Below are 14,491 nucleotides of genomic sequence, written 5' to 3' on the forward strand. Positions count from 1 at the left end.
ATTAATTAACCGAACGGTTGTCCGGATTATTATTGGCGGCCGGTGAAGGCATCCGCGCAAGCGGCCGGCGAGGGAGACGGAGCGATGAACATGATGACCGGCGTCTCGCCATGGGAGCGATTGATCCGGCCCGACCGGGTGCATGGATCGCTCTATACAGATCCCGAGATCTTCGAGGCCGAGCTCAAGAACATCTGGTACCGGACCTGGGTCTATGTCGGGCACGAGAGCGAGGTACCGAACGCCAACGACTACGTCGTCAAGTCGATCGGTCCGCAATCCGTGATCATGACGCGCGACGAGCAGGGCAAGGTCAATCTGCTGCTCAACCGCTGCTCGCATCGCGGCAACCAGGTCTGTTCCTTTGAGCGCGGCAATGCGCGCTCGTTCACCTGTCCGTTCCACTCCTGGACCTTCGCCAATGACGGCCGCCTGGTCGGCTATGCCTTTCCCGACGGCTATGAAGGACAGGACAAGTCGCAGCTCGCGCTCGGGCGGGTGACGCGCGTCGAATCCTACCGCGGCTTCGTGTTCGGCTCGTTCGCGGCCGATGGTCCGACCCTGAAGGAGCATCTCGGCGGCGCCGCCGAGACCATCGATCGGCTGGTGCGCACTTCGCCGGAGGGCGAGGTCGAGATCACCGCGGGCTTCCTCAAGCACCGCGTCAAGGCGAACTGGAAGTTCATCCTGGAGAACGAGTGCGACGGCTATCACCCGGCCTTCGTGCACACGTCGATCTTCGGCGTCGCCGACAGCATGATCGGCAAGCTCTACGGCGGCACCTCGACCGCGCTGACGCGCGATTACGGCAACGGCCATACCGAGATCGATTTGCGTCCCGAGTTCCGCAAGCGCGACGCGCCGATGAGCTGGTTCGGCACCAGCGAGGAACGGCTGCCCGACTACACCGCGCGGATGAAGACCGCCTATGGCGACACCGCGGCGCGCGAGATCATGATCGATGGCACGCCGCATGTAATGATTTTCCCGAACCTGTTCATCGCCGAGATCCAGATGTTCGTCATCCAGCCGCTCGGCGTCGACGACAGCGTGCAGCACGTCACCGCGCTGCAGTTCAAAGGCGCGCCCGATCTGAACCGGAGGCTGCGCCAGCAGACCATGGGCTCGGTCGGCCCGGCCGGCTTCCTGCTGGCGGATGATTCCGAGATGTATGAGCGCTGCCATCGCGGCGTGCTGGCGCGCAATCCGGAATGGATATTCCTCGGCCGCGGCGAGAAGCGCCAGCGGCAGGACGAACTCGGCTTCACGGTCGGCCACGTCACCGACGAGGTGCCGTCGCGCGGCATCTGGGCCCATTATCGCAAGCTGATGGAGGCAGCCTGATGCTGTCGCGCGAGAGCAGCGCCACATTGATGAGCGCCATCACCGCCTTCCTCTATCGCGAGGCGCGATTGCAGGACGAGCATCAATACGAGGCCTGGGAAAAGCTCTGGACCGACGACGGCGTGTATTGGGTGCCGGCCAACGGCGCCGACATCGATCCGGAGCGGCAGATGTCGATCATCTACGACAACCGCTCGCGGATCGCGCTGCGCGTCCGCCAGCTGATGACCGGCAAGCATTTCACCCAGACGCCGCAGTCGAACCTGCGACGGCTGATCTCCAACATCGAACTGATGGACGAGCAGCCGGACAATGGCGACATCGCGGTCGCCAGCAACAGCCTGATCTTCGAATCGAGCCTCCGCGACGACATGCTGTGGGCGGCGCGCAGCGAATACCGGCTGCGCCATGTCGATGGCGAATTGCGGATGGCCAGCAAGAAGGTCATCCTCGTCAACAACGACAAGGCGATCTACACGCTGTCATTCCTGGTTTAGGGAAGGTTTCGCCATGATCCACAAGGGCCCCGTTCTGCTCGACATCGCCGACGGCATCGCGCGGCTGCGGCTCAACCGGCCTGACGCGGCCAACGGCATGAGCGCCGAACTGTTGAGCGCGCTGTGCGACGCCATCATGGTCTGCCACGGCCATCCCGACCTTCGTGTCGTGGTCCTGAGCGGCGAGGGCGCGAATTTCTGTGCGGGCGGCGATGTCCGCGCCTTTGCCTCCAAGGGCGAGAAGCTGCCGGACTATATCCGGCAGGCCACCGCGTATCTGCAGAATGCGGTGAGCGGATTGCTGCGGCTGGAGGCGCCGGTGATCGCCTCGGTGCAGGGCTTTGCGGCGGGCGGCGGCGGCTTCGGCCTGGTCTGCGCCTCCGACATCGTGATTGCGGCGGAGTCGGCAAAATTCCTCGCCGGTGCGACGCGGGTGGCGATGGCGCCGGATGCCGGCGTCTCCGTCACGCTGTCGCGGCTGGTCGGGTTGCGGCGGGCGATGTCGATCCTGCTGACCAACCCGGTGATCCCGGCTGCGGAAGCACTGCAGATGGGCATCGTCACCAAGGTCGTACCCGATGCCGAGCTTGCCGATGCATCGCTCGCGCTGGCGCGCGAGCTCGCGGCTGGCGCGCCGAAGGCGCTGGCGGCGACCAAACGGCTGGTCTGGGCCGGCACCGGCACCAGCATCGAGCAGTGCCTGTCGGAGGAGGCGCGCACCGTTGCCGAGCTCTCGGGAATGGCCGACGCGCGCGAAGGGCTCGCCGCCGTGATCGAGCGACGCAAGCCCGTCTTCACGGGGCGCTGAGACGTGGTGGGCACCTTGCCGTTCGGGCGTCTCGATGGCCGCCGCTCCTTCGTCTCCGGTGGCGCGCGCGGCATCGGCGCGGCGATCGTCCGCAGCTTTGCCGGCGCAGGCGCCAGGGTCGTGATCGCCGATCTCGACGTCGCCGCGGCCTCGGAACTTGCGCGCGAGACGGGCGCTGTGGTTGCCGGGCTCGACGTCAGCGATGCCACCGCCGTGCAGGCCGTGATAGCGCAGGACGGCCCGTTCGACATCGTCGTCAACAATGCCGGCGTCGATCAGCACGCATTCTTCACCGACACCACGGCGGATGATTGGGCGCGGCTGATCGCGGTCAATCTCACCTCGGTGCTGGCCTGCACCCACGCCGCGCTGCCGGCGATGCAGGCGGCACGGTTCGGCCGCGTCATCAATGTCACCTCGGAGGCTGCGCGGCTCGGCTCCAAGGGCGGCGCGGTCTATTCCGCGGCCAAGGGCGGCGTGATCTCCTTCACCAGGAGTATCGCGCGGGAGAATGCACGCTTTCGCATCACCGCGAACGCGATCGCGCCGGGACCGATCCGCACGCCGATGCTGGAGCAAGCCGTCGCAAAGGGCGGCGATAAGATCCTGCAGGCGATGACCGGCGCGACACTGCTCGGCCGGCTCGGCGAGCCGGAGGAGGTTGCGGCGGCCGCGCTGTTCCTGGCCTCCGACCAGGCGGCCTATATCACCGGCGAGACGCTCGGCGTGTCCGGCGGTATGGGCATTGGCGGCTGAGATGGCCAGCACAGGCAACGATATCGCCATCACGCCGGTCGATCGCGCAATCGAGCGCCTGCGCGCGATCTATCGCGGCTGGACCCGCGACACATCAGTGGCGCAGATGCGCAGCGATTGGGATGCGGCCTTTGCCGGCTGCTCGGTGCCGGTGAGGTGCGAGCCGGTTTCCGCCGGCGGCGTTGATGGCGAATGGCTCGTGCCGTCCGGCGCACCGCGCGGCAAAGCGGTCCTCTATTTTCACGGCGGCGGTTTTCGCATCGGCTCGGTCACCTCGCATCGCGACCTAGCCGCGCGAATTGCCGATGCGTCCGGCTGCCGTGTGCTTTCGATCAATTATCGCCTGGCGCCGGAGCACCGGTTTCCGGCGGCGCTCGATGATGCGCTGATTGCCTATCAGTATCTCCGCGGTCAGGGACTGCGTCCGGCCGATATTGCCTTCGCCGGGGACTCGGCCGGCGGCAATCTCGTGCTCGCTGCAATGCTGGCAGCGAGAGACCGCGGCCTGCCGCTCCCCGCCGCCGGCGCGCTGATGTCGCCCTGGACCGATCTCACCGCTGCTGGCGCGAGCTACGAGAGCAGGGCCGAGGCCGATCCGATCCACCAGCGCACAATGATCCTGGCGCTCGCCAAGAACTATCTCGGCAAGGACGGCGATCCCCGTAATCCATTGGCCTCGCCGCTTCATGCCGATCTCAACGGTCTGCCGCCCCTCCTGGTTCAGGTCGGAGACCGCGAGACCGTGCGCGACGATTCAGTGGACCTTGCCGCGCGCGCCAAGGCTGCCGGCGCCGACGTCGAGCTGCAGGTCTGGGACGGAATGATCCACGTCTTCCAGATGTTCCCCGAGATTCCGCAGACGCGAGAGGCGATCGCATCCCTTGCAGTTTTTCTGCGCAACCATCTTCACATCGGCCATGAGAGGGCGCCACAATGAACGTCATGACCTCGGATCCGCGCCACCTCACCGAAAGCGAGTTCCATTTCCCGGAGCAGCCCAACCTGCCCGAGGAGCTGCGCATGCTGCGCGAGCAGGTTCGCCGCTTCTTCGAGAAGGAAGTGGTGCCGCATGCCGACGCTTGGGAGCGCGACGGCAAGATCCCGCGCGAGATCTATCGCCGCATGGGTGCGCTCGGCTTCCTCGGCATGCGCCATGCGGCCGAATATGGCGGCACCGACATGGGGCCGCTGGCCTCGATGGTATTCGCCGAGGAACTCGGGCGCTCGAGCTTCGGCGGCTTCACCTCGTCGATCCTGGTTCATACCGACATGTCGGCGGTGCACATCAGCCTGCGCGGCACGCCGGAGCAGAAGCAGAAATATTTGCCGGCGATCATCCGCGGCGAGACGGTCTGTTCGATCGCGGTGACCGAGCCGGACGCGGGCTCCGACGTCGCAGGTCTGAAGACGCGCGCGCGGCGCGACGGCGATAGCTGGGTGATCAACGGCGCCAAGATGTTCATCACCAATGCGGTCTATGGCCACATCCTGATCGTCGCCGCGCGCACCGATCCGCATGCCAAGGGCAGCCGCGGCATCTCGCTGTTCATCGTCGAGCGCAACACGCCGGGCATCACGGCGACCAAGCTCGACAAGCACGGCTGGCTCTGCTCGGATACCGCCGAGATTTCATTCCAGGACGTGCGCGTCCCGGCGGAAAACCTGCTCGGCGAGGAGAACAAGGGTTTCTATGGCATCATGGAGACCTTCCAGAACGAGCGCATCTGCATCGGCGGCATCTGCGCCGGCGAGTCCGCCAAGGCGATCGAGCTGACGACGAATTATGTGAAGACGAGACAGGCGTTCGGCGGGCCGCTCTGGAACCAGCAGGGCGTGCGGCTGAAGCTCGCCCAGCTCGCGGCGAAGGCGGCCGCGGCGCGCGCACTGGCCTATCAGGCGGCCGAGCTTGCGGCGGCCGGTCAGGAGTGTCTGCGCGAAGTGTCGATGGTGAAAGCGCTGTCGCCGGAGGTGCTGCACGAGGTCGTGCATGGCTGCCTGCAACTGCATGGCGGCTCAGGCTTCATGCGCGGCACCCCGATCGAGCGCATGGTGCGCGACGCGCGGGTGCTGACGATCGGCGGCGGCGCCACCGAGGTGATGCTGGAAGAGGTTGCCAAGCGGATGTAAAGAGGGCGGCCGTTAAGTCGCCGCCGCCTTACCCTGGCCGACCGTCTGTGCCGCGATCCCTGGCTTCAGCCGCCAGTCCTCGCCGAAATCTGCGAGCGGATGGAAGAACAGCGGCTCGGTGGTCTCGAGCTGCCGCAGCCGCTCGGCGTAGCCGTCGAGATAGCGGCGCCGCGTCGCCTCGTCGACGAAGTTCACCGAATACGACACGAAGGGCGGCAGTACCTTGCAGCCGGCATAGGCCAGGGTGCCGTTCTGGATCGGCCACAGCACCACATCGAGTGCGCCGATCAGCCCGTCGGGCGCGCACATCCCGGGATAGGCGGCGGTCGAGGTCACGACCATGGCACGTCGGCCGGCGAGGCCGCCGGTGTCGTAACGGCGGCCGGCGCCATAGACCGCGCCGTTGACAAACACGCGGTCGATCCAGCCCTTCATGATCGCGGGAACGGAGAACCACCACAGCGGAAACTGCAGGATCAAGAGGTCGCACCACAATAGCTTCTCGATCTCAGCGACGATGTCGCCGCTGAGCGACTCCTGTTGCAGATTGTATTTCTGCTCGCGATCATATTGCAGCCGGTCGGGGAACCGCCGCTCGCCGAAGTCTTCGGCGGTCGCCACCGGGTTGAAGCGCATGGCGTAAAGATCGGAGATCCTGACCGTATGCCCGAGCGCGGTCAGTTCCGCCACCGACCGCGCCAGCAGCGCAGCGTTGAAGGATTGCGCCTCCTGATGGGCAAAGACGATCAGGACCTTCATCGTTCTAGTTCACCGGCTTGAAGCTGAGCGTCGCCGTATCGGCCTGCATGATCTGCAGCTTCTGGTTGGAGAAGCGGACGCCGGGGCCGAAGCCGATCGGCGCCATCACGCCCGTCTCGACATTTTTGGTCTTCTCCAGCTCCGCGATGGTGCAAGCCCACGTCGGTTGCTTGCCGCAGCGCTCGATCGCTGCGATCAGGACCTTCGCGGCGGCATAGCCAGTCATGGTGTAGCGGTTGATGCCCTTGAACTCGGCCTCCGACACCAGCGGTTTGGCCTTCTCCAGAAATGCCTTGCCGGCTGCGCCCGCGAACGGTTCGACATAGTCGACCGCATAGATGCCGTCGCCGGCCGGGCCCATCAGCTTCAGCACCGGTTCGATGCGGCCGGGCCAGAAAATGCCGGTCACCGGCTTGATGCTGAGCTTCTCGAGCTCCTTCATCATCGCGATGTTCTCGCCGATGATGCCGCCGGCCAGGAACACCTCGGCGCCGGAATCCTTCAGCTGCAGCATGTCGGACGAGAAGTCCTGCTGGCCCTTCTTGTAGTTGCCGCTGTAGACGACGTTCAGCTTCTTGGCCTTGACGACGGTATCGAAGCCGTCGCGCACGGTGATGCCGTAATCGTCGTCCTGGGTGATCAGGCCCCATTTCTTGCCGGGATTCTTGTCGGCGAGGAAATTGACGAGGTGGATGATGCCTTCCTCGTAGGATTGGCCGACCACGAACACGTTCTTGCGCGGCGGCTCCCACAGGAATTTCACCGGCGCGACGTCGATCACGGTCGGGATGCCGGATTTCTCCAGCACCGGCATCACAGCGATCGACTGGCCCGAGCCGGAGATGCCGATCATCGCGAACACTTTGTCGACGTCGATCACCTTCTTGACGCCCTGGATGGTTCGCGCGGTGACATAACCGTCGTCCTCCAGCACGTATTTGATCTTGCGGCCGTTGATGCCGCCGGCGGCATTGGCCTCGGCGATTGCGATCTTGTGGCCGATCGAGGCCGCGACGCCGAGCAGCGCCGGCGGGCCGGTCAGGGGTTCGACGTCGCCGATCAGGATCTCGGTGTCGGTGATGCCGGGGTCGGCGGCGGCAACGGGACCGATGCCAAGGCAGGCCGTGGAAAGCAGCAGCGAAGCCGCCGCCAGATGTCTGATCATTGTCTCCTCCTCATGGTGCTGTGTCTCTTTTATTGGTTAGTAGCGCAGCGGCCAGTGCACCCAGGTCCGCTTGATGTCGTGCCAGGCGCCGACCAGCCCGCGGGGCTGGAAGCGCAGGAACAGGATGATGACGAGGCCGTAGAGCATGCTCTTCAGCTCCTGCGCGCCGGTCGTGAAGGTCGCGTCCATCTGAGCGCTGAACAGGCTGAAGACGAGCCTTGTCGCTTCCGGCAGCAGCACGATCAGGACGGTGCCGAGCACGGCGCCGAGCGCCGAACCGAGCCCGCCGACGATGAGGATCGCCAGCGCCTCGATCGAGAGCAGGAACGGAAAGCCCTCGACGCTGACAAGGAGAGGTAGATGCCGTAGAGCGCGCCGGCGATTCCGATGATGAAGGCCGATGTGACGAAGGCGAACAGCTTGTAGGCGTGCAGGTTGATCCCCATGACGCGGGCCGCGGTGTCGTTGTCCCTGATCGCGACGAAGGCACGGCCGATCCGGCTGCGGCGGATGTTGAGGGTGGCGAATAGCGTCGAGGCTGCGAAGGCGAGGCAGAGATAGGTGAAGGCGGCGTCGCTGTCGAAGCTGATGCCGAAGATCTCCGGCCGCTGCACCTGGATGCCGCGCGCGCCGTTGGTGAGCCAGCGCATCTCCAGAATCACGGTGTTGATGATGAAGGAGAAGGCGAGTGTGGTGATGGCGAGATAGAGCCCCTTCAGCCGCAGCGACGGCGCGCCGACGATCAGGCTTGCCAGCGCCGGCACCACGCCGGCGCCGAAGAAGCCGACCAGCGGCGGCATGTGGTACTTCGAGACCAGCACCGCGTAGGCATAGGCGCCGGTGACGAGGAAGCCGACATGGCCGAGCGAGATCAAGCCGGTGTAGCCGGTCAGGATGTTGAGCCCGAGCGCGCCGGTCACCGTGATCAGGATGATCATCAGGAACGACAGCGCGTAGGAATTCAGCAGATAAGGTGCTGCAATCAGCGCCAGCAGCAGCACGGCCGACCATAGCCACACCGGCGGTGAATCGATCAGCGCAACCAGTTCGCCATAGCTCTGCTTGTAATCACCGGTGCGCATCAGACCCTCTCGATGTCGCGTTCGCCGAAGATGCCGAACGGGCGGATCATCAGCACGACGATGATCATGGCAAAGCCCGCCACCTCCTTCATGCCGGAGCCGAGATAGCCGCCGGCGAGGTTTTCGGTGATGCCGATCAGGAGGCCGCCGAGGCCGGAGCCGAGCACGGCGTCGAGCCCGCCCAGGATCGTGGCCGGAAACGCCTTCAGGCCGAGCTGGAACATCGCCGGCGACAGGTCGTAGGACAGCGCGAAGAACACGCCGCCGATGCCGGCGATCACCGACGACGCGGCCCAGGCCAGCGCATGGACCTTCGTGGCGCTGATGCCCATCAAGAGCGCGGTGCGATCGTCGGCCGCGACCGCGCGCATCGCGACGCCGACCTTGCTGTAGCGAAAGAACGCCCAGATCGCAGCGAGCAGCAAAAGCAGCGTGACGATGACGGCGATTTGCCCGGTGCGCACGCCGATGCCGCCGAGATGCACGATGCCGCGGCCCATGCCGACATCGAGGCCGTGCGGATAGGCGTCCCAGATGAAGTTGATGGCCGAGCGCAGGATCACCGCGAGCCCGATCGTGACCATCACGGTGGCGAACACCGGCTCGCCCAGCATCGGCCGCATCACCAGGCGCTCGATGATGAGGCCGAGCAGGATTGCGGCCAAGATCGCGCCCGCCGCGACGACGAACACATTGCCGCTGACCGTGGTCGAGATCGTCCAGGCGATATAGGCGGTGATCATGGTCATCTCGCCCTGCGCGAAATTGACCAGCCCGGTAGATTTGTAGATCACGGCAAAGCCCATCGCGATCAGGCCGTAGATCGCGCCGATCGCCAGCCCGGAGATCAGGAGCTGGATGAGATACTGCATTCAGCCCTCCGACTGGTAGATGATGGCGAGCTCGCGCGCGAACTTCTTCTCGATCATGGCGCGGCGCACCTTCTGCGTGGCGGTGAGCTCGCCATCGTCGTGGTCGAGCTCTTTCTCGAGGATCGCGAAGCGGCGGATGTTCTCGACCCGGGCGAAGCGCTTGTTGGTCTCGTTGACGATCCGCTCGACCAGCTCGTGCACTTCAGGCAGCTGCGACAGCGACTTGTAGTTGGTGTAGGCCAGCGCCCGATCGCGCGCCCAGCGCCCGACATTGTCGTAATCGACCTGGACAATCGCGCCGAGGTATTTTTTGGCCTCGCCGACCACGATCGCTTCCTTGATGAATTCGGAATCCTTCAGCGCGTTCTCGATTTCCGACGGGGCGATGTTCTTGCCGCCGGCGGTGATGATGATCGCCTTCTTGCGGTCGACCACGGCGATCTCGCCATTGTCGAGCACGTCGATGATGTCACCGGTGCGCAGCCAGCCGCCTTGTTCGAGCGAAGCGGTGGAGGCCTTCTCGTCGAGGAAGTAGCCCTTGAAGACGCCGGGGTTGCGCAGCAGGATCTCGCCGTCGCTATCGAGTTTCCATTCGGTCTGCGGCAACGGCACGCCGCAGCCGCCGATCCGGTGATGGCTTTCGGTCTGGATGAAGGCGACGCCGCCGCTTTCGGTCAGCCCATAGCCCTGCGAAACCGGACGGCCGATGATGTCGAAGAAGCGCAGCGTCTCCGGCGAGATCGATGCGCCGGCGCAGAGCCGGTGCCGGCTGTAAGCGAAGCCGAGATGACGCTGCAAATTGCGGAACATCAGGAGGTAAAGCAGCCCGTAGGCGGCGTGATCGAGCCAGCCTTCCTTGCCGGTCTGCCGGCGGTCGGACAGCGTGCGGCCCCAGCCGAGGCAGGCCTTGGTGAAGCCCTGCCGCAGCCGGCCGCTCTCGCCGAGCCTGAACAGGAAGCCTTGCTGCAGCTTTTCGTAGATGCGCGGCACACCGACGAAGAAAGTTGGTGCAATCTCGCGGATGTTGATCGCGACGGTGTCGATCGATTCTGCAAAGGACACGGTGCCGCCGAGCACCAAATGCGTCACCGTGCCGTAGCAGCGCTCGGCGACGTGGCACAGCGGCAGATAGCTCACCGCCTCGAACCGCTTGTCGGCAATGCCGACGGTCTTGGCGTAGGCATAGGCGGCGTAGACGAGATTGCGGTGGGTCAGCATCGCGCCCTTGGGCGGGCCCGTTGTGCCCGAGGTGTAGACGAGGATACAGACATCGTCGGGTGCGCCCTGGCTGATCAGGCGGTCGAGGGTGGCGTTAGCCTCCGGGTTCGCGTCGGCGTAGGCCTTGCCGCGTTCGCAAAGCGCTGCGAACGACATCAGCTCGGACTGGCGGTAGTGCCGCAGGCCCTTCATGTCGATGCAGACGATGGCCTCCAGATCCGGCAGGCCGCCATTGCTGGCCATTGCGTCGAGCACTTTGTCGGTCTGCTCCTGATCGCCGGTGATGACGACCCGGGCGCCGGAATGCTTGACGATATATTGCAGCTCGACCCAGGGATTGGTCGGATAGATGCCGACCGCGACCGCGCCGATCATCTGGGCGCCAAGATCGGCGTAAAACCATTCCGGCGTGTTTTCGCCGGCGATGGCAACGCGGTCGCCGGGCCTGATCCCGAGCGCGAGCAGGCCGAGCGCGACCGCGCGCGCGGTCTCGTAATAGTACCGCCAAGAATAGGGATTCCAGATGCCGTAGTCCTTCTCCCGCAGCGCCAATGCGTCGCCATGCATGACGGCGCGCTGCCGCAGCAATTGCGGGATGGTGATGGCGGCATCCGCAAGCGTCGCCTGCAGCGCGTCGGTGCCTGCCGCAGGCGCGCTGTGCGCGGCGCTGGCTTGCAGCGGCGGATGCGTGGTGCGCAGGCTGTCCATCGTCGACATCACGCGCCTGCCTTCATCGCTTCGGCGCGCTGGCCGCCGAGATAGGCCTCCGCGACGGCCGGATCGCGCCTGACCTCGTCGGGCGTGCCTTCGGCGATCTTACGGCCGAAATTCAGCACATGGATACGGTCGGAGATGTCCATCACGATGCGCATCTCGTGCTCGATCATGACGACGGTGATGCCGAGGTCGTCGCGGATGTCGAGCACGAAGCGCGCGATGTCCTCGGTCTCCTCCTGATTCATGCCCGAAACCATCTCGTCGAGCAGCAGCAGTTTCGGCTCGCAGGCAAGAGCGCGCGCGAGCTCGACGCGCTTCTGCTGGCCGTAGGACAGCGTGCCGACCACGGCGTCCCTGATATGCTCGATCTCGAGGAACTCGATGATGTGCTCGACGCGCTGGCGGGCCGCGATTTCTTCCTTACGGGTGCGGCCGAAGAACACAACGGCATCGAGTACGGTCGAGCGCAGATGGGTGTGGCGGCCGGTCAGGATGTTCTCGACCACGGTGCCGTGCTTGAACAGCGCCAGATTCTGGAAAGTGCGGCCGATGCCGACAGCGGCGAACTTCCACGGCGAAATGGTCGAAAGGTCGATGCCGTCGAAGGTGATCCGGCCGCCGCTCGGCCGCAGCACGCCCGAGATCATGTTGAACAGCGTGGTCTTGCCGGCGCCGTTCGGGCCAGTCACGCTGCAGATATCGCCCGCCGCGACTTCAAGGCTGACATCGGCGACCGCCTGCAGGCCACCGAAGCGTTTTGAGAGGTTATCGATCGCAAGCAGCGCCGTCACGACAGCCACCGCTTGCGGCGCTTGTAATGCTTGACGTCGCGCAGGCTCTTGCGGCCCGCGGAGGAGACGCCGAGGTAGAATTCCCGAACGTCCTCGTTGGCGGTGAGCTTCGCGGCCGTGCCGTCGAGCACGACGCGGCCGGTCTCCAGGATGTAGCCGTAATCGGCGATATCGAGCGCGCGCTGCGCGTTCTGCTCCACCAGCAGCACGGTCATCTTCAGCTCGTCGCGCAGGCGGACGATCACCTCATAGATGCGGTCGATGATCAGAGGCGCGAGGCCGAGCGACGGCTCATCGAGCGCCAGCAGCGCCGGATCGGTCATCAGCGCGCGGCCGATCGCGAGCATTTGCTGCTCGCCGCCGGACATGTAGCCGGCGATCTGGTCGCGCCGCTCATAGAGTCGCGGAAACAGCGCAAACACCTTGTCGCGGCGCTCGCGCGCCTCGGCGCCGGTCCTGGTGTAGCCGCCCATTTGCAAATTCTCGTCGATGGTCAGCGCCGCGAACACCCGGCGGCCCTCCGGCACCTGCACGATGCCGCGGCGCACCAGCTCGTCCGGCGCGAGGTGATGCACCTCGTCATTGCGGAAGCGGATGCTGCCGTTCTCGATCGCGCCTTCCTCGGTATAGAGGATGCCGGACATCGCCTTCAGCAGTGTCGACTTGCCGGCGCCGTTGGAGCCGAGCAGGGCGACGATGTTGCCTTCGGGCACCGCGATCGAGACATCGCGGATCGCCTCGATGGCGTTGTCGTAGACGATGCGGATGTTGCGGAATTCGAGCAGGCACTCCCGCGCCGGCGCGGCCTGGGGCGCTACCGGCGGCGTCGGATGCGGAATGGTCGTCGGCATCGCGTTTAGACCCGGCCGGCCGACCGGCGCGGTCGCGCGGCGAAGATCGCATCGGTCACGATCTTGGCGGTCTCGGCGCAAGCCTGGGTGCCGCCATTGCCATACTGCTTCACCGCGTCGCCAACGCACCACAGGCCTTCGATGCCGGTCTCGCGCGGCAGATCGTAACCAGCGCAGCTGCGTTGCGCCGGCCAGTCGTCGCGCATCACCCGGATCGAGAGGATTTTCGCCTGATCGAAATTGGCGAACTGCTCGCGGAGGTCCTCGAGCGCGAGCGCGACCTCGGCATCCGCGTCGAAATCGCCGAGCGCCGGCACCGGCACGGCGTAGGCGACGTAAAGATGCCAGCCCGGCAGAGCGAGTTCCGGGCAGGTGGCGGAGAGGTTCGCCATGTTGCAGAGCCGGCGCGTCTTGCCGAAGGTGACGATGCCGGGATGGTTGATCAGCGGCTCGCGGCTCGCGACATTGATCACGATATTGGCGGCCGGGCGAAGGTCGTTCTTCACCTTGGCGATGTAATCCGCTGGAAAGACCTCGCTGCCGGCAAGCGCGACAGTGGCCTTCGGTCCCGCGTTGCTGATGACGAGATCGGTGTCGATCCGCACCCGCTCGCCATTCCTGAGAACGGTAACGCCTTCGACGCGGCCGTTGGCGGTGTGGATCGTGGTCGCCGGCGTGCCGAGCCAGATGTCGCCATTGCGCTTGATCGCGCCGCCGAGGCTGTTCCAGACGCCGATCGTGCCTTGCGGGCAGAAGCCGAACTTCTTGAAAGCGCCCTTGCTGGTGAAATAGGTGAGGAAGGCGCGGGCCGGCAGCTCGGCGGCGTTGCAGGCAAAGATCGCCGCGCAGAGGTTGCGGAACAGCGCGTGCACTGTCGAGTTGCTGGTGTAGCCCTTCAGCCAGTCCTCGGTCGATTGCCGCCCGTCGGGCAGGTTGCCGGAGCGGGCGTCGGCGAATTTCTCCAGGATCCGCGAGGCCTGCTTGGTCAGTTGCCCGAGCAGCAGCGACCAGCCGCCGCGGCCGACATCGATCACCTTGCCGTCGATGAAGAATGAGCTCGCAGGCTCCGGCGCGCGGATATCGAGCGGCGCACCGACGGTGTGGAAGGTCTCCTCGAACACGCCGCCGAACTCGATCGCGATTGCGCCGATATTGACCTTGAAGCCGTCGATCTCCTCGGTCGAGGCGCGCCCCCCGAGCCGGTCCTTGTCGTCGACGACGAGGGTATGAAGCCCGCCATGGGCGAGACGCGCCGCGGCGCACAGCCCGCCGGCGCCGGCTCCGATCACGACAGCATCGACCTTATGAGCATCCACGCGCAGCCTCCCTCGATGCCGCCGGGTTGGCCCCGGCATGCGCAATCCACTTGCTTGATGATGGTCACGATAATATAATCCGACCGGTCGTTCAAATTATTTTTTGACACAGGTCAATGATCCCGCAGCGCCAGGGTTGATGAGTTCTGGTGGACGGTGCCCGCAAAGGGGAGGAGAGCGCGACGGCT

At 65.3% G+C, this 14,491-nt stretch carries 13 protein-coding genes and 1 pseudogene; 6 read left to right on the forward strand and 8 right to left on the reverse strand.

Annotated features, from left to right (window positions below; genetic code table 11):
* The first annotated feature begins 84 nt into the window (after positions 1-84).
* Genes HU230_RS02825 through HU230_RS02850 form a run of 6 tightly spaced genes read left to right on the forward strand, consistent with a single transcriptional unit; the run spans position 85 to position 5,532 of the window.
* A complete protein-coding gene (locus HU230_RS02825; protein ID WP_176533070.1) occupies positions 85-1,344 on the forward strand; it encodes an aromatic ring-hydroxylating oxygenase subunit alpha in 1,260 nt (419 codons plus the stop codon).
* Positions 1,344-1,841, forward strand: coding sequence for an aromatic-ring-hydroxylating dioxygenase subunit beta (locus tag HU230_RS02830; protein ID WP_176533069.1), 498 nt, complete (start codon positions 1,344-1,346; stop codon positions 1,839-1,841). Before HU230_RS02825 ends, HU230_RS02830 begins: the two co-directional genes overlap by 1 nt.
* 13 nt (positions 1,842-1,854) lie before the next feature.
* Positions 1,855-2,649, forward strand: coding sequence for an enoyl-CoA hydratase/isomerase family protein (locus HU230_RS02835; RefSeq protein WP_176533068.1), 795 nt, complete (start codon positions 1,855-1,857; stop codon positions 2,647-2,649).
* A gap of 3 nt (positions 2,650-2,652) precedes the next feature.
* Positions 2,653-3,405 carry an SDR family NAD(P)-dependent oxidoreductase gene (locus HU230_RS02840; RefSeq protein WP_224942897.1) on the forward strand — a complete coding sequence of 251 codons (753 nt, stop codon included), beginning with the start codon at positions 2,653-2,655 and terminating at the stop codon, positions 3,403-3,405.
* Position 3,406: 1 nt separating this feature from the next.
* Positions 3,407-4,342 (forward strand): alpha/beta hydrolase, encoded by a 936-nt coding sequence (locus tag HU230_RS02845; protein ID WP_176533067.1) that lies wholly within the window; start codon positions 3,407-3,409, stop codon positions 4,340-4,342.
* Positions 4,339-5,532: an acyl-CoA dehydrogenase family protein gene (locus HU230_RS02850; protein WP_176533066.1), complete on the forward strand. Its 1,194-nt coding sequence runs from the start codon at positions 4,339-4,341 to the stop codon at positions 5,530-5,532. Before HU230_RS02845 ends, HU230_RS02850 begins: the two co-directional genes overlap by 4 nt.
* 12 nt (positions 5,533-5,544) lie before the next feature.
* Here HU230_RS02850 and HU230_RS02855 read toward each other — a convergent pair whose 3' ends face one another.
* The 8 genes and pseudogenes from HU230_RS02855 to HU230_RS02890 form a co-directional block, all read right to left on the reverse strand.
* Positions 5,545-6,291, reverse strand: a complete 747-nt coding sequence (locus HU230_RS02855) for an NAD(P)H-dependent oxidoreductase (protein WP_176533064.1) — start codon at positions 6,289-6,291, stop codon at positions 5,545-5,547.
* A 4-nt stretch (positions 6,292-6,295) separates the two neighbouring features.
* Positions 6,296-7,456 (reverse strand): ABC transporter substrate-binding protein, encoded by a 1,161-nt coding sequence (locus HU230_RS02860; RefSeq protein ID WP_176533062.1) that lies wholly within the window; start codon positions 7,454-7,456, stop codon positions 6,296-6,298.
* Positions 7,457-7,492: 36 nt separating this feature from the next.
* Positions 7,493-8,538, reverse strand: a pseudogene (locus tag HU230_RS02865) (branched-chain amino acid ABC transporter permease).
* Entirely contained in the window at positions 8,538-9,410 is an 873-nt protein-coding gene (locus HU230_RS02870) for a branched-chain amino acid ABC transporter permease (RefSeq protein ID WP_176533059.1), read from the reverse strand. The pseudogene HU230_RS02865 and the gene HU230_RS02870 overlap by 1 nt, the downstream one beginning before the upstream one ends.
* Entirely contained in the window at positions 9,411-11,345 is a 1,935-nt protein-coding gene (locus tag HU230_RS02875) for an AMP-dependent synthetase/ligase (protein ID WP_176533057.1), read from the reverse strand.
* Positions 11,345-12,136 (reverse strand): ABC transporter ATP-binding protein, encoded by a 792-nt coding sequence (locus HU230_RS02880; RefSeq protein ID WP_176533055.1) that lies wholly within the window; start codon positions 12,134-12,136, stop codon positions 11,345-11,347. Before HU230_RS02880 ends, HU230_RS02875 begins: the two co-directional genes overlap by 1 nt.
* Positions 12,133-12,987, reverse strand: coding sequence for an ABC transporter ATP-binding protein (locus HU230_RS02885; RefSeq protein WP_176533053.1), 855 nt, complete (start codon positions 12,985-12,987; stop codon positions 12,133-12,135). Before HU230_RS02885 ends, HU230_RS02880 begins: the two co-directional genes overlap by 4 nt.
* Positions 12,988-12,992: 5 nt before the next feature.
* Positions 12,993-14,303 (reverse strand): phytoene desaturase family protein, encoded by a 1,311-nt coding sequence (locus HU230_RS02890; RefSeq protein ID WP_224942908.1) that lies wholly within the window; start codon positions 14,301-14,303, stop codon positions 12,993-12,995.
* Positions 14,304-14,491 lie beyond the last annotated feature (188 nt).

This window comes from Bradyrhizobium quebecense (assembly GCF_013373795.3).
Taxonomy (GTDB): domain Bacteria; phylum Pseudomonadota; class Alphaproteobacteria; order Rhizobiales; family Xanthobacteraceae; genus Bradyrhizobium; species Bradyrhizobium quebecense.